The 21,406-nt window shown below is 64.7% G+C and carries 15 protein-coding genes, 1 tRNA gene and 1 pseudogene; 5 read left to right on the top strand and 12 right to left on the bottom strand.

All coding sequences use genetic code 11. The annotated features are described in order from the left end of the window. Positions 1-3: 3 nt before the first annotated feature. From V8U06_RS25775 to V8U06_RS25755, 5 genes are all read right to left on the bottom strand, one after another. Complete coding sequence (locus V8U06_RS25775) at positions 4-810, bottom strand: segregation and condensation protein A (protein WP_427143143.1); 807 nt, start codon at positions 808-810, stop codon at positions 4-6. An 84-nt stretch (positions 811-894) separates the two neighbouring features. Next, positions 895-1,914, bottom strand: coding sequence for a beta-N-acetylhexosaminidase (nagZ, locus tag V8U06_RS25770; protein WP_427143107.1), 1,020 nt, complete (start codon positions 1,912-1,914; stop codon positions 895-897). 107 nt (positions 1,915-2,021) lie between these two features. Then, on the bottom strand, positions 2,022-5,252 hold the full coding sequence (locus V8U06_RS25765) for an SPOR domain-containing protein (protein ID WP_427143106.1): 3,231 nt from the start codon (positions 5,250-5,252) through the stop codon (positions 2,022-2,024). Between the two features lie 63 nt (positions 5,253-5,315). After that, positions 5,316-7,076 (bottom strand): arginine--tRNA ligase, encoded by a 1,761-nt coding sequence (gene argS / locus V8U06_RS25760; RefSeq protein WP_427143105.1) that lies wholly within the window; start codon positions 7,074-7,076, stop codon positions 5,316-5,318. 67 nt (positions 7,077-7,143) lie between these two features. Further along, positions 7,144-8,364: a deoxyguanosinetriphosphate triphosphohydrolase gene (locus V8U06_RS25755; protein ID WP_427143104.1), complete on the bottom strand. Its 1,221-nt coding sequence runs from the start codon at positions 8,362-8,364 to the stop codon at positions 7,144-7,146. 219 nt (positions 8,365-8,583) lie between these two features. Here V8U06_RS25755 and erpA point away from each other — a divergent pair, with 219 nt between their 5' ends. Further along, positions 8,584-8,916 carry an iron-sulfur cluster insertion protein ErpA gene (gene erpA, locus V8U06_RS25750; RefSeq protein ID WP_226919289.1) on the top strand — a complete coding sequence of 111 codons (333 nt, stop codon included), beginning with the start codon at positions 8,584-8,586 and terminating at the stop codon, positions 8,914-8,916. Positions 8,917-8,945: 29 nt separating this feature from the next. Beyond that, on the top strand, positions 8,946-9,740 hold the full coding sequence (xth, locus tag V8U06_RS25745; protein WP_427143142.1) for an exodeoxyribonuclease III: 795 nt from the start codon (positions 8,946-8,948) through the stop codon (positions 9,738-9,740). Between the two features lie 132 nt (positions 9,741-9,872). Here xth and exoR read toward each other — a convergent pair whose 3' ends face one another. The 5 genes from exoR to V8U06_RS25720 form a co-directional block, all read right to left on the bottom strand. After that, positions 9,873-10,676, bottom strand: a complete 804-nt coding sequence (exoR, locus tag V8U06_RS25740; protein WP_427143141.1) for an exopolysaccharide production regulator ExoR — start codon at positions 10,674-10,676, stop codon at positions 9,873-9,875. 365 nt (positions 10,677-11,041) lie between these two features. Then, on the bottom strand, positions 11,042-12,274 hold the full coding sequence (locus V8U06_RS25735; RefSeq protein ID WP_226919291.1) for an OmpP1/FadL family transporter: 1,233 nt from the start codon (positions 12,272-12,274) through the stop codon (positions 11,042-11,044). A gap of 357 nt (positions 12,275-12,631) precedes the next feature. Continuing rightward, positions 12,632-15,559 carry a valine--tRNA ligase gene (locus V8U06_RS25730; RefSeq protein ID WP_427143103.1) on the bottom strand — a complete coding sequence of 976 codons (2,928 nt, stop codon included), beginning with the start codon at positions 15,557-15,559 and terminating at the stop codon, positions 12,632-12,634. Positions 15,560-15,697: 138 nt separating this feature from the next. Further along, positions 15,698-16,477, bottom strand: coding sequence for a DUF2497 domain-containing protein (locus V8U06_RS25725; protein ID WP_427143102.1), 780 nt, complete (start codon positions 16,475-16,477; stop codon positions 15,698-15,700). A gap of 280 nt (positions 16,478-16,757) precedes the next feature. Then, entirely contained in the window at positions 16,758-17,408 is a 651-nt protein-coding gene (locus tag V8U06_RS25720) for a protein-L-isoaspartate O-methyltransferase family protein (RefSeq protein WP_427143140.1), read from the bottom strand. Between the two features lie 306 nt (positions 17,409-17,714). Between V8U06_RS25720 and exbB the strand changes: the two genes are divergently transcribed. From exbB to V8U06_RS25705, 3 genes are all read left to right on the top strand, one after another. Next, complete coding sequence (gene exbB, locus V8U06_RS25715) at positions 17,715-18,797, top strand: tonB-system energizer ExbB (protein ID WP_427143101.1); 1,083 nt, start codon at positions 17,715-17,717, stop codon at positions 18,795-18,797. 3 nt (positions 18,798-18,800) lie between these two features. Then, positions 18,801-19,229 carry a TonB system transport protein ExbD gene (gene exbD, locus V8U06_RS25710; RefSeq protein ID WP_427143100.1) on the top strand — a complete coding sequence of 143 codons (429 nt, stop codon included), beginning with the start codon at positions 18,801-18,803 and terminating at the stop codon, positions 19,227-19,229. Positions 19,230-19,703: 474 nt separating this feature from the next. After that, a tRNA-Cys gene (locus tag V8U06_RS25705) sits at positions 19,704-19,777 on the top strand. Positions 19,778-20,177: 400 nt separating this feature from the next. Here V8U06_RS25705 and V8U06_RS25700 read toward each other — a convergent pair. Together V8U06_RS25700 and V8U06_RS25695 are read right to left on the bottom strand one after the other, a co-directional pair. Continuing rightward, positions 20,178-20,762, bottom strand: a pseudogene (locus V8U06_RS25700) (leucine zipper domain-containing protein); the annotation flags it as partial. A 296-nt stretch (positions 20,763-21,058) separates the two neighbouring features. Next, the gene (locus V8U06_RS25695; RefSeq protein WP_427143099.1) at positions 21,059-21,181 is read right to left on the bottom strand and encodes a hypothetical protein; all 123 of its coding nucleotides are present in this window, start codon (positions 21,179-21,181) and stop codon (positions 21,059-21,061) included. Positions 21,182-21,406 lie beyond the last annotated feature (225 nt).

The raw sequence follows: 21,406 nt of genomic DNA, 5'->3' as shown, positions 1-21,406 counted from the left end.
CCCTCACTCACGCGCAGCGCTCCCGTCCTCGTCGTCGGCCCTCTGGCCGCGGCGCAGATAGATCGGCTGGAAGGCGCCGTCCTGGCGCAGTTCGAGCCGGCCTTCGCGCACGAGCTCCAGCGTCGCGGCGAAGGCGCTGGCGATCGCCGTCGTGCGCTCCGTCGGATCGCTCAGGTAGCGCAGCATGAAATGGTCGAGCGCCGTCCAGTCGTCGTCGAAGCCACCGATGAGCAGCTGCAGGATCTCGCGCGCATCGGCGAGCGACCAGACGCTGCGCTTCTCGATGGTGACCTGCGTGATGGCATGGCGCTGGCGCAGCGAGGCATAGGCGCTCAGAAGATCGTAGAGCGAGGCCTCGAAGACGGAGCGCCGTTCGGTGGGGATATGCTCCGGCATGCCGCGGGCGAAGACGTCGCGGCCGAGGCGGTTGCGGTTGACGAGCTTGGTCGCCGCGTCGCGCATCGCCTCCAGCCGCTTCAGGCGGAAGGCGAGGCTCGCCGCCATCTCCTCGCCCGAGGGGCCATCGTCCTTGGCCTGTTTGGGAATCAGCAGGCGGGATTTCAGGTAGGCGAGCCAGGCCGCCATGACGAGATAATCGGCGGCAAGCTCGATGCGGATCTTTCGCGCCTTGTCGATGAAGGCGAGATACTGTTCGGCAAGCGCCAGCACGGAGATGCGGGTCAGATCCACCTTCTGCGTGCGGGCAAGATGCAGCAGAAGGTCGAGCGGGCCTTCGAAGCCGGCAAGGTCGACGACGAGGCTTTCCTCGGAAAGCCCCCGCCCCTCGCCGTCCTGCCACAGATCGTCCATCGGCGCCTGCGCGCCGCGTCCCTTCTTCTGTGGCTTGGCTCCCGGTTCCTGCACGGCGCTCCCTTGGATCCTTGCGCGGGGCCGTCAGGCCACCGCGATCATGGCGTTGAATTCTTCGCGCAGCGCCTGTTCGTCCGCCCCATCGGCGGCCGGGAAGCCCGCGCGCACGGCGTTCGCCCGCCTGAGGCTCTCGCCGGCCAGCGGAGGAACGTTTTCCGTCACGGCAATCATTTCCTCCATGATGCCATGGCAATGCAACACCATGTCGAGGCCGGCGGCGATGATTCCCCGGCTTCTTGTGGCAATATCGCCGGCAAGCGCGTTCATGGAGACATCGTCGGACATCAGGAGGCCGTCGAAGCCGATATGGCCGCGGATGATCTCCTCCACGACCTTCGCCGAGGTCGTCGCCGGATTGTCGCCATCGACGGCGGTGAAGACGATATGCGCGGACATCGCCATCAGTTCGTTCCGCATGCGCCGGAAGGGCACGAAATCGCAGGCCTCGAGCTGCTTGCGGCTGGCATGCACGACCGGCAGGTCATGGTGGGAATCGACCATGGTGCGGCCATGACCCGGCATGTGCTTCATGATCGGCAGCAGGCCGCCGGCCTTGAGGCCTTCGGCGGCCGCCTGACCCATGGCCGAGACGATATCCGGCTCCTGCCCGTAGGCGCGGTTGCCGATGACGTCATGCACGCCGGGAACGGCGACATCGAGCACCGGCAGGCAATCGACATTGATGCCGAGACGCAGGAGATCGAAGGCATGCAGGCGCGACAGCAGCCAGGCGGCGCGCAGGCCCTTTTCCGCATCGGCGCGGTAGATCGCACCGAGCGCGGCGGCATTCGGATATTGCTGGACATGCGGCGGCTTGATGCGCTGGACGCGGCCGCCCTCCTGGTCGATCAGAACCGGGATGTCCGCGCCACCGCCGATGCAGTCGCGCATTTCCGCCGTGAGATCGGCGACCTGCGCCGGCTCGCCGATATTGCGGCCGAACAGGATGAAGCCCCAGGGCCGCTCGCTGCGGAAGAAGGCCTTTTCGTCGGCGGTCAGTGTCAGGCCCTTGCAGCCCGAAATGAAGGATTTCGATTCGCTCATGTCAGCAACTTTAGAGGTTCGGTGGGGAAAGACGAAGGGCGCAGTCCGCGCGGGAATCGAAGAGGCGCGGAACGGGTCCCGCGCCTCTTCATGAAATCGATCCGGCTTCAGCGGGTGACGAGGCAGCTGCCGCCGGCGCCCTTGTAGCGATTGCAGAGCGCATTGGCCTCTTCGCGCGAGCCGGCCGGGATGCGGACGCGGAAGAAGGTGCCCTTGTTCGGGATTTCCGCCTTCTTGATATCCACGCCACGGCCGCCGATGACGCTCGCGAACTTCGAGGACAGCGAGTTGTAGCTCTTCTGCGCTTCGGCTTCGGAGGGCAGCGAGGCGATCTGGATCACGTAGCTGCCCGGGGCGACGGCGGCGACCTGGGTCTGCTCGCCCGTCTGCGTGCCATTTGCAGCCGCGGTCTGCGTGCCCGACACATTGCCGTTCTCGGTGACGGTGCCGACGACGGTGACGGGCTGGTCGATCGGGCGGGTGCCCGGCAGCGGCGTCTTGTCGCCGGTCGAGGCGGTTTCGGTCGCGCCGATCGCCGTCGTCTTGACCGTGCGCACCGGCGCTATGTCGTCGACCTCGGCATTGGCCGCTTCGGCGAGCGCCGAGCGCGGCTTGGCGTCCGTGCCGGCCTGCTGTTCGGCGCGCAGCGATGCGTCGGCGTCCAGCGTCGCATTGGCGGTTGCCTCGCCGGACGCACGGCCCGTGGTGGCGGTCGCCTTGGCGTCGAGACCGGCGGTTTCAAGGCCGGCGGTTTCGGCAGCGGGTTCCCCGACCGTTTCTTCGCGGGCGACGAGCGTGCCGTCCGGCTTGACGATCATGGTCTTGACCTTGCGCGGCGAGACGAGCTGCTTTTCGCCGTCGGCGGTGGCCTTTTCCGGCTCGTCGACGCCCGGCAGCAGGCGGTTTTCGTCATCGGCGGCATTCGCCGTCTCGGTGCCGTCCTCGGGGCCGTCGAACGGCAGGGTTTCCGGCGTCAGCGTGCGCTGCACGACGTCGACGGGCTCTTCCGTCGAGGTGACGAGCTGTTCCTGCTGCGGCGTGCTGGCGGTGTCGCCGGCGACGCGGTCGTAGACGGCCTTGTCCTGGTTCGGCACGGTCTTGCCGCCCTTTTCCTCGGGCACGACCTTGACCGGGGTCTTGTCGGCCAGGATGACGCGCGGCTCGCCGGAGCTTGCCGTGCCGCCCGTGAAGGCGGACCAGGCATAGACGCCGCCGCCACCGATGAGGAGCAGGCCTGCAAGCGATGCCGCGATCAGCATGCCGCGACGCGGACGGGCCGCCTCGTCGTCATAGCCGTCACCGGCATAGAGCGTGTTCGCCTGGCCCGGATCGACCGGGATGGCCATGCGCTCGGGCTGTTTCAGCGACCGGCGGAAATCCTCTTCCAGCGCGCGCTCGAAATCGTCGACGTCGGAAATCTGCGTTACCGGCTGCGGGATGGCGGCGGCAACGGCGGGGCTTGCGGCGACAACGCGCGGCTCCTCGACCCGCGGCTTGGCGGCCGGCTCGAAGAGCTGCGCCATTTCCGCGTCGATGTCGAAGTCGTAGTCGGGCTGGTAGGCCGGCGGCTTTTCCTTCTCGATGACGGGAAGCTGCGGCACGTCGAGTTCCGTTACGGGGGCGACGCCCTCGTCGGTATCGGCGATCATCGTCGGGTCGAAGGGCAGCGCGCCATCATTGGTCTCGGTGACGATGGGCTGCGGCGTCGTATAGGTGGAAACCGGAACGGCGACGGCCGGCTCGCGGCGCACCGGCGTTTCGACGGCGGCGACCGGCTGGACGACCGTCATCGGCTCGGCCTTCGCAAGCTCAACCTTCATGGGCTCGACCTTGACCGGTTCCGGCTTGATTTCGGCCTTCACCGGCTCTTCGTCGAGCTGGAAATCGTTGAGGTCGAGCTCGATGTCCGACAGGTCGAATTCCATGTTGTCGAAATCGACCTCGGGCTCGGCGGCCACGGGCGTTGCGACCGGCTCGCGGCGCGCCTCGACGACGGGCGTCTCAAGAACAGGTGTCTCGACGACCTGAGTCTGGGCAACCGGGGTCTCGATGACGGGCGTCTGCATCACCGGTTCCCGCGCGGTTTCCCGCGCAGCGTCCATGACGGGTTCGCGGTGGATCGTGGGGGTCGCGCGGCTGGTGGGCGTCGCACGGCCGAAGATGGAGGCGATGTTGGCGGGCGTGTTGCTGCGCGAAACGGCGGCAGCCGTCGCGGCGGAAAGCGGCGAACGGGCCTCCGGTACCGGGAAGCGCTCGACCTCGGCCAGCAACGCGTCCCGGTCGTAACCGGCGCCCTTTTCCACGGCCTCGACCTGATAGGCCGGTTCCGCGTCGAACACGGGCTCATCCGCTTCGGCCTGCCACTGGCGCTCGGCTTCCGCCGTCGCCCGGGCACGCTCTTCGCGCGTGTCGAACGTCATGTCGGCCACGAAATGCGGCTCGTCGCCGGCATAGGCCTGCTCGGCCTGGAACGGCTCGGCACGCTCCACCCGGGCATCGGCGGGCATCAGCGTGTCGAAATCCGGCTCGACATGGCGTTCGGCGGCAACCGGCATCGGCTCGACGAAGGCGGCCTCGACCGGTGCGGCATCGTCGGAAAAGCCGTCGCCGATGGAAAGCTCCAGCTCACGCTCGAGATCCAGCGCCATGTCGTCGGCCGGCTCGTCTGCAAGCGGCTGCAGGCCGAGGAAGGCGGGCTCGCGGGACTGGCTGCGGACAGGCTCGTCGAAGCGGGTTTCGGCAACAGGTTCGCGATAGGCGGGCTCCTGACGAACCGGCTCCTCGAAACGCGGCTCGAAGCGGTCGGCGAACTGGCGGCCGGTATGGACGACCGGCTCGATCTCGACGGAGGGCACCTCTTCGACGGAGGTCTCCAGCTCGTCGGCCAGAAGCAGGGCCGCATCGGCCTTCTGCTGCGGCTCGTCGGCGAAGGCGACCTCTTCGAAGACCGGCTCGCGCGGCTGGGCGCGCTCCTCATGGCGGACCTCATGGCGGGCTTCGCCGCGCACCGGGATCTCGTCCAGGACGGACGCACGATCCTCGACGACGGGCTCAGCCTCCTCGAAGACCGGCTCGATATGGCGCGGGGCGGCTTTTTCGGCCGCGCGGCTCGCCGGCGTGTCATACTGCTCGAAGGCGCGCATGAGTTCGTCCTCGAGGGCGAGAACGGGATTCTCGCGCCGCGAGGCCGGCTGGACCGTGTCGGAATGGGACTTGCCCACGCCCTGGACCGGGCGCGGCTCGAAGTTGACGAGGCGGGTAAGCTCGCTCAACGGATCATCGTCCGCCAAGAGGCCCGTTTCACCGGTTCCGCTTCGCGCGAAGTTCTTGTCTGCCATACTGCTTCCCACTCACAAGCTACAAAGACGCGTTTGCCAGCTTATTGTGGGCAAATGGTGACGTTATCGCATTTCGTCCGGTGCTGCGGTGCCTGTAATGGACAGGCCCGACTTAAGAACAGACGCGACAGCGTGCACCAGCCCAAGTCTGGCGATGGTCAATTCTCTATTTTTATCGTTAACAAACCGTAATTCCGGCTGCTCTTTACCTTTATTCCAGTGTCCATGGAATGCGCTGGCAAGATCATAGAGGTAAAACGCGATGCGATGCGGCTCCTGCGCCAGTGCAGCGCCCTCGACGACACGGGGATATTCGGCAAGCTTGGCCAGAAGCTGCAACTCGCTCGGATCCTCGATATTGCCGGCAATCGCGCCGGCCAGATCGAGCGCGGCGATGTCGAGACCCGGGAAGGCCTCGGCGGCCTGACGGAAGACGGACATGCAGCGCGCATGGGCATACTGCACGTAGAACACCGGATTGTCCTTGGACTGTTCCGTGACCTTGGCGAAGTCGAAGTCGAGCGGCTCGCTATTCTTGCGGTAGAGCATCATGAAGCGCACCGAGTCGCGGCCGACCTCCTCGACCACGTCGCGCAGCGTGACGAAGTCGCCGGAGCGCTTCGACATCTTCACCGGCTCGCCGTTGCGATAGAGCTTGACGAGCTGGCACAGCAGGACCGTCAGCTTCGCCTTGCCTTCGGAGACGGCGCGCGCGACGGCCTCCAGGCGCTTGACGTAGCCGCCATGGTCGGCGCCAAGCACATAGATCATCTCGTCGAAGCCGCGGTCGAACTTGTCCTTGAAGTAGGCGACGTCGGCCGCGAAATAGGTATAGGAGCCGTCCGACTTGATCAGCGGGCGGTCGATATCGTCCCCCACTTCCGTCGAGCGGAACAGCGTCTGCTCGCGGTCTTCCCAGTCTTCCGGAAGCTGGCCCTTCGGCGGCGGCAGCACGCCCTTGTAGACATGGCCCTTGAAGGTCAGGTCGTTGATGGCGGTGCGGATCGGCGCGCCGTTGCCGGCATGCAGCGAGCGCTCGGAGAAGAAGACGTCATGGTTGACGTTGAGGGCGGCGAGATCGTCGCGGATCATCGCCATCATCATGGCGATGGTCTTTTCCTTGACGATGGGCATCCACTGCTGCTCGGTCATGGCGCGCAGCGACGTGCCATGTTCGGCGGCCAGCGCCTCGCCGACCGGAACGAGATAGTCGCCCGGATAGAGGCCCGACGGGATGTCGCCGATCGCCTCGCCCAGCGCCTCGCGGTAGCGCAGGAAGGCCGAGCGCGCGAGCACGTCGATCTGCGAGCCCGCGTCGTTGATGTAATATTCCTTGGTCACGGCATAGCCGGCGAAGGCGAGCAGGTTGGCGAGCGCGTCGCCGACGACGGCGCCGCGGCAATGGCCGACATGCATCGGGCCGGTCGGGTTGGCCGAGACATATTCCACATTGACCTTGCGGCCGGCGCCGAGCGAACCGCGGCCGTAATCCGTGCCGGCCTCGACCATGGCGGCAAGCAGCTTCTGCCAATAGGGCACGGCGAGGCGCACATTGATGAAGCCGGGGCCGGCGACGCTGACCTCGGCGACCTCGGGATCGTTCTTCAGCTCGGCGACGATGAGGTCGGCGAGCGCGCGGGGATTGAGGCCAAGCGGCTTGGCGAGAACCATCGCCGCGTTGGTCGCGACGTCGCCATGGCTCGCATCGCGCGGCGGTTCGACGCTGATGCGGCCGAAATCGAGCTCGGCGCGCTTTTCACGCACGACCTCAAGTCCTTCGAGTACGTTTTTGATTCTGTTGTCGAAGTCTGTAAAAAGGTTCATCTCATCCATCCGCACGCAGCCGCCCGTTGCGGGCATTTTCTGCGAAGAAGTTCAGGTGCGCGGCTGACTATCGCAATTCCGGAGTATGGTCAAACAGCCGCCGGTGGGTGTTGATCGCGTAGTTGTCGGTCATTCCGGCGAGATAGTCGCCGACATGACGGGCGCGCGCCGATTCCGGCATGGTGGCGATGCGGTCCACCCAATAGTGCCCCTGCATCAGCTGCGGGTCGTCCATATAGGCGTGGTAGAGGTCCGTCAGGATGGAGGCAGCATTGGCCCTCACCCGCATGACCTCGGGATGGCGGTAGATGCGCGAGAACAGCAGCTTCTTGATCTGCTTGTCCGTCACCGACATCGCCTCGGAGAAGGTCGCCAGGCAGCGATGCGCCTTGCGCACGTCGTCGGCGCTTTCCGGCCGCTCGTCGCGGATCGCCTGCTGGGCATAGCCGATGACGTCCTCCACCATGGCGGTGATCTGCCGGCGCATGATCTCATGGGTGAAGCGCGAGGCTTCGAGGCCCGGATAGCGCTCGTGCACGCCGCGCATCAGCTTTGCCAGGAACGGCACCTCCTCCAGCATCTCGAAGGTCAGGTAGCCGGAGCGCAGGCCGTCGTCGATGTCATGGGTGTTGTAGGCGATGTCGTCGGCGATGGCCGCGACCTGCGCCTCCATGCTGGCGAAGCTGCCGAGTTCCAGGTCGTGAAGGGCGCAATATTCGAGGATCGGCCGGGGCACGTCGTCGCCCTCGGTGCATTCGCCCGTCGGGCCGATCAGCGGGCCGTTGTGCTTGACGAGGCCTTCCAGGCTCTCCCAGGTGAGGTTCAGCCCGTCGAATTCGGCGTAGCGCCGTTCCAGCTTGGTGACGATGCGCAGCGACTGGGCATTGTGGTCGAAGCCGCCGAAGGGCTCCAGCACCTCGTGCAGCGCGTCCTCGCCGGTATGGCCGAAGGGCGTGTGGCCGAAATCGTGCACCAGCGCGACGCCTTCGGCGAGGTCCTCGTCGAGTTTCAGGGCGCGGGCGAGCGCCCGGGCGATCTGCGCCACCTCGATCGTATGGGTCAGGCGCGTGCGGTAATGGTCGCCATCGGCGGCGATGAAGACCTGCGTCTTGTGCTTCAGGCGGCGGAAGGCGGTGGTGTGCACGATGCGGTCGCGGTCGCGCTGGAAATCGGAACGCGTGAGGCTTTCCGGCTCCGGGAAGAGCCGCCCGCGGGTCGCCCAGGGGTCGGAAGCATAGATGGCGCGCTGCCCCGCGCCGAAACCCAGCGCATGTCTGTCAAACGTCATTCGTCACCTGCATTCGCGCCGCCCATTGACGCGGCCTCAATGCCTTCATACCTATAGTGTGCACAGCGGCAAGTCCGGCCGCAAGCTGCGCCTGAAAGACAAGTGTTTTCAATATTTTGTTTTCAGTGTCGCCGCTGAGGCCGGAAGATGGGCGATCCATTCGCCACCCGCGTTCGACAAGCGATTCTCTCCGGATCTTGACCCCGGCAGGAGGCAGACATGACCGACAAGTCCGTAACCATCTCCGACGCCGCCGCCCGACGCATCGCGGCGATCCTCGGCTCCGCCCCGGAAAAGCAGGCCCTTCGCGTCTCCGTCGAAGGCGGCGGCTGTTCCGGCTTTTCCTATAAGTTCGACCTCGTCGAAGACCAGCAGGACGACGACCTGGTGCTTCAGAAGGACGACGCCACGGTGCTGATCGACCAGCTCTCCCTCGTCTACATGGACGGGTCGGAGATCGATTTCGTCGACAACCTGCTTGGCCAGTCCTTCCAGATCAAGAACCCGAACGCCGTCGCAAGCTGCGGCTGCGGCACCAGCTTCTCGATCTGACCCCAACCCGACAGGACCCCCGCATGCCGATCAAGATTGCCACCTGGAACATCAACGGCGTGCGGGCGCGCATCGACAATCTCGTCGCCTGGCTGAAGGAATCCAATCCCGATATCGTCGGACTGCAGGAAATCAAGACCGTCGACGAGAGCTTTCCGCGCGCCGAGATCGAGGCGCTCGGCTATCACGTCGAGACGCATGGCCAGAAGGGCTTCAACGGCGTCGCCCTGCTCTCCAAGATCCGTCCGGACGAGGTGAACCGCGGCCTACCCGGCGACGAAGGCGACGAGCAGTCGCGTTTCATCGAGGGCGTCTTTTCCGTCGAGGGCGGCGTCGTCCGCTTCTGCTCGCTGTACCTGCCGAACGGCAACCCCGCCGACGACCCGGTGAAATATCCCTACAAGCTGTCCTGGATGGACCGGCTCATCGCCTTTGCCGAGGATCGCCTCGCGCTGGAGGAGCCGCTGATCCTTGCCGGCGACTACAATGTCATTCCCGAGCCGCACGACTGCTGGGACGTCAAGGTCTGGGAACGGGACGCGCTCTACCTGCCCGCCACGCGCCAGACCTTCCGCCGCCTCGAAAACCTCGGCCTGACCGATGCCGTGCGCGCCTCGAGCGACGCGACGCCGCTCTATACGTTCTGGGATTACCAGGGGGGGTGCTGGCCGAAGAATTTCGGCATCCGCATCGACCATCTCATGCTGTCGGCCGAAGCCTCGGACCGCCTCGTCTCGACGGCGGTGGAAAAGCACGTGCGCAACTGGGAAAAGCCCTCGGACCACGTGCCGGTCGTCGCGGTGCTGGATTACGCCGCAGCGTAGCCAGAGCGGCGCAACAAACCTCACCCACGCGCCATCACCCTCTCCCCATCAGCGGGGCGAGGAAGGAAAAATGCACGGATTCTCAAAAGGAATGTCCGGATGGCCGCCGCGCCAGCGGCCGGCCGTCCCGCCTCAATCGCCGGGGCTGAAGCGGATGTTTTGCGCCAGCGCGACGCCGCGACGGCGTTCTTCCTCGCTGGCGACCGAGAAAGCCTCTTCCTGCGTGGCCTGAAGCCAGGCACAGTCCTTGGGCAGGCAATGGTCGAGCGCGGCGGTCATGAAGGCAAGGCCGCGGGCGACGTCGCCTTCCTGGAAGATGATGTTGCCGAAGAGACCCATGGCGCCGGCATGGCCGTTGTTGCGCGCGCGGTTCAGCCACTTCTTGGCCTGGTGCACGCTGACGGAACCGCCCTCGCCGGTCAGCATCATGCGGCCGAGCTGGAACTGGGCTTCCGGAATGCCGAAGGCGGACGCGGCCTGGAAATAGAGCTGGCGGGCCTGCGTGAGGTCGATCTTGACGGGGCTGTTGGGGATGCCGCGACGGTAGTAGCTGGCAAGCGAGATCAGCGCATTGGCGAAGTAGCTGGTGTCCTGGGATTCCGGCTCGACGCCGGCCTGGGCGATCTCGCTGTAGATCTTGAAGGCTTCGAGGTCGTCTTCCTGTACGCCGTCGCCATCGGCATACATATTGGCGAGCTTCCAGCGCGAGGCCGTGTGGCCCTTTTCCGCCGCGTAGCGATAGGCCTCGACGGCATCGCTCTTGCGGCCCTCCTTGTAGGAGGAAAAGCCGAATTTGAAGAGGTCGAACGGACCGCTTTCCTTGCTGACGCCGGACTGAGGATCGAATGCGAGGGCCTGGGGCGCCATCCAGGAGGACAGCGACAGGCAAAGGCCCATTACCAGTACTTTCATCGGCATCAACTCGGGCTTCGGCATCACTTTTACAATTCCGCGCCGCGCCTTCTTCGCTGTTCCGGACCGGACATACACGGCTCTCGTGCAGGCTTCCGGCAATTCCGGCGACAATGACATCGGCTGGCTCATCGTTTCCCTAGGGCGCGGTTCCACGCGTCTACATGCCCCTATCGCTGCGCCCCGTTTGTGGCGGGAAATGGACATTTGGACGCTTGCCTAGGGGTGTAGCAAACTCTGGAAAAAAATGTGTTGCGATTCCGTCACATTTTTTCACAGCCCGCTGTGATTTCCCCAGGAGGCACGGCCCGGCGCAAGAAAGCGTTAACCAACAAAAAGGGCCCGGCGATGACGCCGGGCCCGATTCTGACCGTTAAGAGGTCCGCCGATCAGAATTTAACCTTCAGGGACGTCGTGACCGCGGAGACGAGATCGGTGTCGAAATCGTAGGTCGCGCGGTTGCCGTAGGTGCGGCCGTCGATCGTGACCGGACGGGACTCGCCGCTCGTCAGGATGCCGAGCGCGCCGCCGAGGCGGAACTCGACGTTCTGGGTCGGTGCGTAGGAAACGCCCGCGCCGACCGTCCAGGTGTCGGTGTGCGTGCCCATGCCGGTGCTGACGCCACGGTCCCAGGTCAGGCTGACCGCGCCGCTCCACTGGTCGTTGAACTTGTGGCCGACGCCGCCGGTGATGGCCCAGCCATCACGATAGAGCAGGTCGAGGGACGTTGCTTCCGTCGGGCTGTTCGTGCGGCAGGCAGCCAGGGCACGCGTCGCTTCCGGGCAGAATGCGATGCTCTGGAGCTGGCTCCAGTCGGTCCACTTGACGCCACCGAAGACCAGCCAGCCCGGCGCGACGCCGGTCTGGAACTTGAATTCCAGCGAGTCCGGCATGCTGGCCGAACCGAAGACCGGGATGACCGCGCCCGTGACCTGGCTCAGGTTGAGCGTGCCGGTGATGTTGTCGAGATCGACCGCGCTGTTATAGACGAGGCTCGTGCGGAGCGCATATTCCTCGATCTCGTAGGCAACGCCGGCGCGCCAGCCCCAGCCGTCGCCTTCGAGGCCCAGATGGCCGATGCCGGTACGGCCGAGCGGAATGACCGCCGTGCTGACCAGACGATCCTGGAAGCCGGAAATTTCCTGGTAGAAGCCGCCGGCGATCAGACGCAGCTGGCCCTGTCCCATGTCGAAGGAATAGGAGCAGGTCGTCGCGTAGTTGCGGCTCTTCAGGTTGGTTTCGATGTTTTCGTTCGCACCGGCCCAGTCGGCACCCTGATTGAGGTGTGCGCCCCACGGCTCGGAGTAATCAGCGATACAGTCGACGGCATCGCCGAACGAGGCCTTGAAGCCGACGCGCGGAACGAGATAGCTGTCCGTCGCGCGGATGCCCTGGCTCGGACGACCGCTGATATTGCCGCCGTCAGCCGGGTTGTCGACGACGTTGTTCAGCTTGCGCTGCGGGTTGACATAGGTCAGGCCCGTTTCGATCGCGTAGCCCGAGGGCTCGAACAGCAGATCGATGTTGTAACCGGCACGCTCAAGGCCGCCAGCATGAGCAGACGTCGCCGTCAGCAGCGCAACAGCCGCCAAAGCACCTACGCCGACATTCTTCTTACGCATAAAGTCCTCCCCTGCGTGGCTCGCGCGGCCGACAGCTGCCTCCGTCCCGCGCATCTCCGAACATGACTATCGAAGACACGCGCCGGCTTGGCAAATCCAAGTTTTAGCCCCTCATTTCCCGAAGGAGGCGAATAAATTACGTAAGATTTTTCTGAAGACCCTCAACAATCCGCCGAAGAGAAATGAAATTCTCAACATAGAGAGAAATCCGCAGCCCCGCAGGAATGATATTCCAACGCGCCGCAATCGTGTCACATTTTGACCACAACCGATTTTTTGCGAACCACCCCTTGAATAGAAAACCGCGCCGGGGCGTCCGGCGCGGTTCTCAGGGCTTTGCGGTGTATATCGAGAGAATCAGCCGGCTTCGCTGACCCGGGTCAAGGCCACGGCAAGGCTGGCGAGCTGCTGTTCGAGTTCGCTCATGCGCTCGCGCTCGGCCTCGACGACCTCCGGCTTGGCATTGGCGACGAACTTTTCGTTCGACAGCTTGCCCTCGATGCGGGCCGCCTCCGTCTTCGCCTTGTCGATCGCCTTTTCGAGGCGCGCCTTTTCGGCGGAAAGATCGATCAGGCTGCCGAGCGGCAGGCAGGCGGTCGCTTCGCCAACGACGATCTGCGCCGCGCCCTTGGGCGCCGCATCCTCGAGCCGGATCGTCTCGACGCGGGCAAGACGGCGGATCGCCGAGTCATGCGTCGCCAGCCGCTTCTGCGTCAGGGCATTGGCGCCCACGACGACGAGCGGCGCCATGGCGCTCGGCGGCACGTTCATTTCCGCGCGGACCGAGCGGATGCCCGAGACGAGATCGACCAGCCAGTTGATCTCGTCGGCGGCCGCATCGTCGGCATAGGCCGGCGACGGCCAGGCGGCGTGGCAGATCAGGCTGTCGCGGTCGACGCCCTCGCCGGCCGTGTGCGCCCAGAGCTCTTCCGTCATGAACGGCATGAACGGATGCAGGAGCTTGTAGGTCTCCTCCAGCACATAGGCGGCGCAGGCCTGCGATTCCGCCTTGGCGGCTTCGTCCTCACCGCTGAAGACCGGCTTAAGCAGTTCGAGATACCAGTCGCAGAACTGATTCCAGATGAAGCGGTAGAGCGTGCTGGCAGCATCGTTGAAGCGGTAGGTCTCGACCGCCTCGGTGACGTCGCGGGCGGTGCGCGCGAGCTCCGTCAGGATCCAGCGGTTGATCGTCAGCGAGGCCGTTTCCGGCACGAAATGCGGATCGCTCTTCACGCCGTTCATCTCGGCGAAGCGCGTGGCGTTCCACAGCTTGGTGCCGAAGTTGCGGTAGCCGGCGATGCGCGCCGGGTCGAGCTTCACGTCGCGGCCCTGCGCGGCCATGATGGCCAGCGTGAAACGCAGCGCGTCCGCGCCGTATTCGTCGATCAGTTCGAGCGGGTCGATGACGTTGCCCTTCGACTTCGACATCTTCTGCCCGTTCTTGTCGCGCACCAGCGCGTGGACATAGACGGTGTGGAACGGCTCGACCGGGTTGCCGGCCTCATCCTTCATGAAGTGCAGGCCCATCATCATCATGCGGGCGACCCAGAAGAAGATGATGTCGAAGCCGGTGACGAGCACGTCGGTCTGGTAATATTTCTCCAGTTCCTTCGTCTGCTCCGGCCAGCCGAGCGTCGAGAACGGCCAGAGGGCAGAGGAGAACCAGGTGTCCAGCACGTCCTCGTCGCGCGTCAGGATTTCGCCCGGCGCGAAGTTCTCCAGCTTTTCCTCCACCCAGGCCTTCCACGGGCCTTCATGGGCGATGTAGTGCTGGATGGCGGCGTGCAGCGCCTCTTCCTCGGTCTTTTCGACGAAGACCTGCCCGTCCGGGCCGTACCAGGCCGGAATCTGGTGGCCCCACCAGAGCTGGCGCGAGATGCACCACGGCTCGATGTTTTCCATCCATTCGAAATAGGTCTTTTCCCAGTTCTTCGGAACGAAGTTGGTGCGGCCTTCGCGGACGGAGGCGATGGCGGGCTTGGCCAGCGTCGCGGCGTCGGCGAACCACTGGTCGGTCAGCATCGGCTCGATGACGACGCCGGAGCGGTCGCCGAAGGGCTGCATGACCTTCTTGTTCTCGACATAGGGAACGTCGTTGCCCTCGGCATCCTTGACGGTGACGGCAAGACCTTCGGCGTTGATCGCCTCGACGATGAGCTTGCGCGCCTCGTAGCGGTCGAGACCGCGATACTCGTCGGGCACGAGGTTGATGTCGTCGACTTCCGCTTCGTTCGGAACGTGGCCGGACTTGGCGATGGCGAGCGCCTGCGCCGCGTAGACGGCATAGGGTTCGCCGTCGGCGCGCATGGAGGCGCGCGTGTCCATCAGGCGGTAGAGCGGAATGTTGTTGCGACGGGCGACCTGGTAGTCGTTGAAGTCATGCGCGCCGGTGATCTTGACCGCACCGGAGCCGAAATCCTTTTCCGGATATTCGTCGGTGATGATCGGGATCAGGCGGCGGTGCTCCTTCGGGCCGACCGGGATCTCGCAGAGCTTGCCGACGATCGGCGCATAGCGCTCGTCCGTCGGGTGGACGGCGACCGCGCCGTCGCCCAGCATCGTCTCGGGACGCGTGGTGGCGATCGAGATATAGTCGCGCTCTTCCTGAAGCACGACGTTTCCGTCGGCATCCTTCTCGACATAGGTATAGGTGGCCCCGTCGGCGAGCGGATACTTGAAGTGCCACATGTGGCCGTCGACTTCCTTGTTCTCGACCTCGAGGTCGGAAATCGCCGTTTCAAATTTCGGGTCCCAGTTGACGAGACGCTTGCCGCGATAGATCAGGCCTTCCTTGTAGAGCGAGACGAAGACTTCGAGCACGGCCTCGGACAGGCCCTCGTCCATGGTGAAGCGTTCGCGCGACCAGTCGCAGGACGCGCCGAGGCGCTTCAGCTGGTTGAAGATCAGACCGCCGGATTCGGCCTTCCATTCCCAGACCTTCTCGACGAAGGCCTCGCGGCCCATCTCGCGGCGGCTCGGCTGCTTTTCGGCGGCAAGCTTGCGCTCGACGACCATCTGGGTCGCGATGCCGGCATGGTCCATGCCCGGCTGCCACAGCACGTCCTTGCCGCGCATGCGCTCGAAGCGGACCATGATGTCCTGCAGCGTGTTGTTGAGCGCATGGCCCATATGCAGCGAACCCGTCACGTTCGGCGGCGGGATCACGATGGTGAAGGTCTCGGCGCCGGGCTTTGCGCCCTCGCCTGCGCGGAAGGCGTCCGCGTCTTCCCACGTCTTGGCAATGCGCGGCTCGACCGCTGCGGAATCATAGTTCTTTTCAAGCATTTTCGTGCGTGGCCTGCTGTTTGTCGGTTGGGTTTTCTAAACCGGATGGCCGGCATGGAGTCAACAATATCAGAAGAAAAGCCGCGCCGGGGGCCCCCGGCGCGGCTCAAACCATCTTTTCGTCAATGGCGGCGTCGGTCAGCGGCGCGGGCCGCGCGCCACGCGTTCGATTTCTTCGCGCACCAGCCGCTCGACGAGCGTCGGCAGGTTGTCGTCGAGCCATTCCTGCAGCATCGGGCGCAGCATGTCCTCGGCGATCTCGTCGAAGGAGCGACGCGGGCCGGCATCGATGGCCTCGGCCAGCGCGCCGAAGGACTGCGCGACGCGTTCGCCGACGGCGGGCGAAACCAGCGCGGCGATATCGCGGCTCACGGGCGCGATGGCCTCGGCCGTCTGCGGCGCGGCCTCGATCTTCAGAGGCGCCGGCTCGATCTTCTCGACCGGCTCGACACGGCCGGCATTGGCCGCCATGCGCGCCGTCACCAGCGGGCTTTCCTCGCGCTGAACCGGCTCCACGGCAATGGACTCGCGCTCCATGGCGACGGGCTCGCGCTCGATGGCAACAGGCTCGCGCTCTATGGCGTCACGGCTGGCGGTGTCGCGGTTGGCGGCGACGTGGCGTTCGGAGGCGGCGCGCACGCGCGCGGCGACATCCGCCAGCGACAGGGCCGGCTGGGGTTCGCTGCGCGGCAAGGGCTGCACGACGGCGGCGCGCTGTTCCTCGGCATGGAACTGCTCGACCACGGCGGGGTGATCCAGAAGCGTGGCCTGGCTGTCGGTGGTGATGTCGAAGCCTTCGTCGTCCTCGCCCCCATCGGCGGCAAGATCCGGCAGCGCCTCGTTGTTCTCGATGATCTTGCGGATGGACGCCAGGATTTCATCCATGGACGGTTCACGCGCTACATTTGGCTGAGCCATTTCTATCCCCGTTCTCTGCGGCGTCCGCGACTTGCCGCAGGAGGCGCGCCGGACATCCCGAAAACCCTAGGCGAGTTCGACGGCGAACTAAATCGCTGCGAATCATGTGTCACCAGTGATGCACAGATTTGTTTACCCTGCCAAGGGCGAGGTCTGGGGGCGAGGTCTGGGGGGCCGAGATCTGGGAGGCGAAGGCTGGGGGCAAGCTCCGAGGGCTTGCGAAAACGAAAAGGCCCGCCGCAAGCGACGGGCCTCGCGAAATCCCGCGCGGCGGGCCGTCTCAGAAGACGAATTCCTTGGCCTTGCGGAAGCCCGGCAGCGGCTTGACCGCCGTGTTGAAGGCGTTGCGCTCGGCGACGCGGCCGCTTTCCTTGATGTAGAGGCGGGCCTGCGAGGCATTGCCGTAGCCTTCGACGACGACGAGACGGCCGCCGTCGCGCAGCTGCGCGAACAGCGCGTCCGGCACGAATTCGACGGCGCCATGCACGAAGACCACGTCATAGGGCGCTTCCGGTGCATAGCCTGTCTCGAGACCGCCGGTGACGACGGCGACATTGTCGTAGCCGAGGCGGGCGAGCGTTTCCGTCGCGCTTGCGGCAAGGTCCGCATCGCTTTCCAGCGCCACGACCGAGCTGCCGAGCAGCGAGAGGACCGCCGAGGCGTAACCGGTGGCGCAGCCGACTTCCAGCACCACGTCGCTCGGCGCGATCTCGGCGAGCTGGATGAGCTTGGCGAGCGGCGACGGCTCCATGAGGTAGCGGCCGGGCGAAACCTGGATGTCGTTGTCGATATAGGCGAGCGGCTTGACGGCCGCAGGCACGAATTCCTCGCGCGCGACGGTCAGGAAGGCGTCGAGCACCTCAAGCGCCGTCACATCCGTCGTACGGATCTGGTTGTCCACCATCTTCGTGCGCGCTGCTTTGTAGTCAATCATCTCTAGCCCTTGGAGTAAGACGGCGAAGACCGGCGCAAAGGCCCGGCCATGCCGGATGCGTCGCTTCCTCTTAGTGCGGTTTCGGGGCGGGTGTCCATAGGCGGCGACCGCTTGCGCGCAAAAACCGCGTGCGATGCCGCCGCCGCCGCGCGGCACGCCATGGCCGGGCGTTATCATGAATAAAATACTCAACATATTATTGCCTGCCGCGCGCAAAATGTCGTATGGAACAGTCAGGTTTTAGGGTCGCCACGCGCCCGCACCATGCCCGCCGTCCGAAACGGGCACCGTTTGAACTGACACATGCAAGAGGACTACGCCGTGCCGAAACGGTTTCGACTGCACTCCGCGATCATCCTGATGGCGCTCGCCGCCCCGCACGCCGTTCTGGCCCAGGCCGAGACGCCCTCGACCCAGACGGAAGCCGGCCAATCGACCGGCACCGCCACGGGCTCCGGCACGGACAGCGGTGCGGCCGCGACGACCGGCACGACGACGGAAACGACCGCGCGTCCCACGGCGGGCGATAGCACGGCCAACACCACAGCCACCTCGTCCGCAGAAACCGAGGCGACGCCGGACGGTGAAGCGGCAACCGAGCTCGATGCGCTGGACGACGGCGTACCCGCCGGCGACGAGCGTCAGGCCGGCCTGCCACACGACCTGTCCCCCTGGGGCATGTTCATGGCGGCCGACATCGTCGTGAAGGGCGTGATGATGGGCCTTGCCTTCGCCTCCGTGGTCACCTGGACGGTGCTGCTCGTCAAGATCGCCGAACTCGGGGCCGCCCAGCGTTCGGTCGGCCAGGCCGTGCGCCGGCTTTCGGCCGCACGCGGCCTTGAGGACGGCGAACAGGCGCTCGGCCGCAACCGCGGCGTCGCCGCGCGCATGACGGCCGCCGCCCGCGAGGAAATGGCCGTCTCCGAACCCGTGCTCGACCATGTGTCGGACGGCGGCGTGAAGGAGCGCATCGCCTCCCGCCTCACCCGCATGGAGGTGCATGCCGGCCGCCGCATCGCCAAGGGCACCGGGCTTCTCGCCACCATCGGCTCCACCGCGCCCTTCGTCGGCCTGTTCGGAACGGTCTGGGGCATCATGAACTCGTTCATCGGCATCTCGAAGGCGCAGACGACGAACCTCGCCATCGTCGCGCCCGGCATTGCCGAGGCGCTGCTCGCCACCGCCATCGGCCTCGTCGCCGCCATCCCGGCCGTGGTGATCTACAACTTCCTCGCCCGCGCCATCACCGGCTACCGCCAGAAGCTCGCCGACGCCTCGGCGGCCATCGAGCGCCTCGCCAGCCGCGACCTCGACATGCGCCGCGCCCAGCGCCAGCCTGCCTACCGGCACGAGCGCGCCGCCAGCTCCGTCGTAAAGATCGGGTGACGCATGGCAGGCAAGATCAAGGAAGGCGGCGGCGACGACCTGGAGGAGAACAGCGAGATCAACGTGACGCCGTTCATCGACGTCATGCTGGTCCTGCTCATCATCTTCATGGTGGCGGCGCCGCTTGCGACCGTCGACATCAATGTCGACCTGCCCTCCTCCGTCGCCCAGCCGACGAAGCGCGAGGACAAGCCGGTCTTCATGACGCTGAAGAAGGACCTGACGGTCTCCATCGGCAACGGCGCCATCGCCCGCGACAATTTCGGCCCCGAGCTCGATGCCGTGACGGAAGGCAACAAGGACACCCGCATCCTGCTGCGCGCCGACAAGGCGGTGGACTATGGCAACGTCATGGACGTGATGAACCTCCTGCGCGGCGCCGGCTACGCCAAGATCGCCCTCGTCGGTCTGGAAGGCGCCCCGGCGCAGTGACGGCACAAAGCTGCGCCAACCAGCCCTCGCTGCGCCCAGGCCATCACTGAATGATGCAGGTGCCCGGCCATTCATTGCATGGCCGGCCGGCGCAATTCGCCAGTGACAGGCCGGCTGCCAGAATGCAGGTGATGGCAATGATCTTGCTCAAGAGGTGACCTCTCCTTTGTCGTGCGCTCGCGTGGGCGGCCCCTACGGCCTTCCGGCCCCGTCGAATGTGGCGGGAAATCATTGGGAATCAAGGGACGGCCCGACAAGGTTGAACGGGCGCTTGCCGAGGCTGTAACAAAGCTCCCGCCGGCGCAAGCCGGAGAGATAGCGCCTTTCTCCGCATTGCTGGGGAAAAGATCGCGGGGCAATCCCCGCAACGGCAGTTCAGAACAAAAAAAGCAGCAAGTTCAGAATCTAGGGTCTTGCACCCTGCCGGAATTCGTTCTAAACGCCCGGCACCACACGCTTTATAGCAAACCGGATGGCCTCGTGGCGGAGTGGTGACGCAGAGGACTGCAAATCCTTGCACCCGAGTTCGATTCTCGGCGAGGCCTCCACCCCCTTCCAGCATGCGCTGCAAGCATCTGATATCCCTATGGGAAATATTAGGTGTGGCAGTATGGGCTTGAACCGTTCCGCCACACCAAAATCAGGTGTGGCAATCTGTTCACCAAAAGCCCCATTTGCATAGCTTGACTCTCGCCTCTAGCCGGATCATTTAGCCCAAGAGGCAACGTGAACACATAGAGAACGAAGGAATGCAGCCCTTTGATGGGAGACGCCGCGTCCGCCTCAGTGAAAGTTGCGGCTTTTGATCTTCAACCCTTCGCTATGCAGATCGGGGATGAAGATATCCCGAGCAGGCACGCAGCGTTTGACCGTTCCCGCGGATCAAGGGGTACCTTTCCCTCGAGCAAACTCATCTCCAAGCGCATGCGTCAGGGGGTAACTCCCCCCAACGGCGCTCTCTTGTCCTTCGTCCGGCACGATCTGCGAGAAGGCGCGCGAGGCGTCGTCGATCGAGACATGGACGAACTCCCAGCCGATGCCACGGCTTTTGGACTGGCCGGTGCGGTTGCCGGTGATGCGATGACCGATACGCTCGAAGCGCCCGAGTTTCTTGATGTCGATGTGGATCATCTCGCCGGGCGTGTCTCGCTCGTAACGACGCACCGGTTCGGCCGGCTCGATATCCTTCCATCGCGATAGACCGGCACGCTTGAGCACCCGGCTGACAGTGGCCGCCGACACCCCGGTCTGCCTGGCAACGTGTTTGCCCGTCAGTCGCTGGCGGCGCAGCATGACGATCTCGTCGGCAATCATCGACGCGATCTGTTTCGGGCTCCTATTCGGTCGGGACGAGTGATCCGCCATGCCGGCGAGGCCGTCGCACCGGAACCGTTCGACCCAGCGCCCCACAACCTTGAGCGTCACGGCGTAGGTGCGCGCGGCATGGGCCTTGGAAAGACGGCCCTAACAAACCGCGCGAGCCATCTCCCCTCGACGCAGCGGCGTCAAACGGGCATTCATGCGGATGTTCATTCGGTCCTCCAACAATCACTGAAGCTTCGACAACCTCAGCTTGCTCGGCCAGGACCGAATGGACAACCTGCTGAAAGCTCACACTCAGGCTCTCCCAATCTTCGGAAAGGTCGAACAATCGTTGAGCCACGATGTGAACAACATCTCCCTCTCGCTGGATTTTGCCACTAATGGCCACCCTCGAAGCAGTGAGCACGGGCCGGCACTGTCGTTCAGACACCTTCGGCCATGCGACAGCATTGAGGATTCCTGTTTCGCCCTCCAACGTCATAAACATCCCCTCTTGCCGGGAAGCGCTAGCTCGCCGTGGGTGGAGCGCCGAAATCGAATTTCTTAGGAAACCCCTTCGGGGCAGCGTCCATCGCGTGAAGGAAGTCGAGATAGAGCTGCTGAAGCTCGTTGTACTTGTCATAAATCATGTCAGCGCTGATGCTCTCCTGTCGGAAGTTCTTTTTCCTCGCGAACATGTTGGATACAATCGTTGGCAGCCCTGACTGTCCATCCACCAATACCCCGTGAGCTAGGCTCAGGACCTATTAATTTGGAATAAGTTGTGATTCATGGCCTCTGGCAGGAGGCTATTATGAGTGATTTGTTTTTGCTGAGCGAACAGCAGATGGCGCGGATCGCGCCGTATTTTCCTT

The organism is Shinella sp. G-2 (assembly GCF_050172695.1).
Classification (GTDB): Bacteria; Pseudomonadota; Alphaproteobacteria; order Rhizobiales; family Rhizobiaceae; genus Shinella.
This window is presented reverse-complemented; position numbering and strand designations above follow the sequence as displayed.

What these genes read in the sequence shown, in the direction of transcription:
- V8U06_RS25735 (WP_226919291.1), bottom strand. Translation starts at nt 12,274, where the DNA reads ATGCGTAAGAAGAATGTCGGCGTAGGTGCTTTGGCGGCTGTTGCGCTG.
- V8U06_RS25765 (WP_427143106.1), bottom strand. Translation starts at nt 5,252, where the DNA reads ATGGCAGACAAGAACTTCGCGCGAAGCGGAACCGGTGAAACGGGCCTC.
- V8U06_RS25725 (WP_427143102.1), bottom strand. Translation starts at nt 16,477, where the DNA reads ATGGCTCAGCCAAATGTAGCGCGTGAACCGTCCATGGATGAAATCCTG.
- exbD (WP_427143100.1), top strand. Translation starts at nt 18,801, where the DNA reads ATGGCAGGCAAGATCAAGGAAGGCGGCGGCGACGACCTGGAGGAGAAC.
- erpA (WP_226919289.1), top strand. Translation starts at nt 8,584, where the DNA reads ATGACCGACAAGTCCGTAACCATCTCCGACGCCGCCGCCCGACGCATC.
- V8U06_RS25730 (WP_427143103.1), bottom strand. Translation starts at nt 15,559, where the DNA reads ATGCTTGAAAAGAACTATGATTCCGCAGCGGTCGAGCCGCGCATTGCC.
- argS (WP_427143105.1), bottom strand. Translation starts at nt 7,076, where the DNA reads ATGAACCTTTTTACAGACTTCGACAACAGAATCAAAAACGTACTCGAA.
- exoR (WP_427143141.1), bottom strand. Translation starts at nt 10,676, where the DNA reads ATGCCGAAGCCCGAGTTGATGCCGATGAAAGTACTGGTAATGGGCCTT.
- V8U06_RS25775 (WP_427143143.1), bottom strand. Translation starts at nt 810, where the DNA reads ATGGACGATCTGTGGCAGGACGGCGAGGGGCGGGGGCTTTCCGAGGAA.
- V8U06_RS25695 (WP_427143099.1), bottom strand. Translation starts at nt 21,181, where the DNA reads ATGATTTATGACAAGTACAACGAGCTTCAGCAGCTCTATCTCGACTTC.
- nagZ (WP_427143107.1), bottom strand. Translation starts at nt 1,914, where the DNA reads ATGAGCGAATCGAAATCCTTCATTTCGGGCTGCAAGGGCCTGACACTG.
- V8U06_RS25755 (WP_427143104.1), bottom strand. Translation starts at nt 8,364, where the DNA reads ATGACGTTTGACAGACATGCGCTGGGTTTCGGCGCGGGGCAGCGCGCC.
- exbB (WP_427143101.1), top strand. Translation starts at nt 17,715, where the DNA reads ATGCAAGAGGACTACGCCGTGCCGAAACGGTTTCGACTGCACTCCGCG.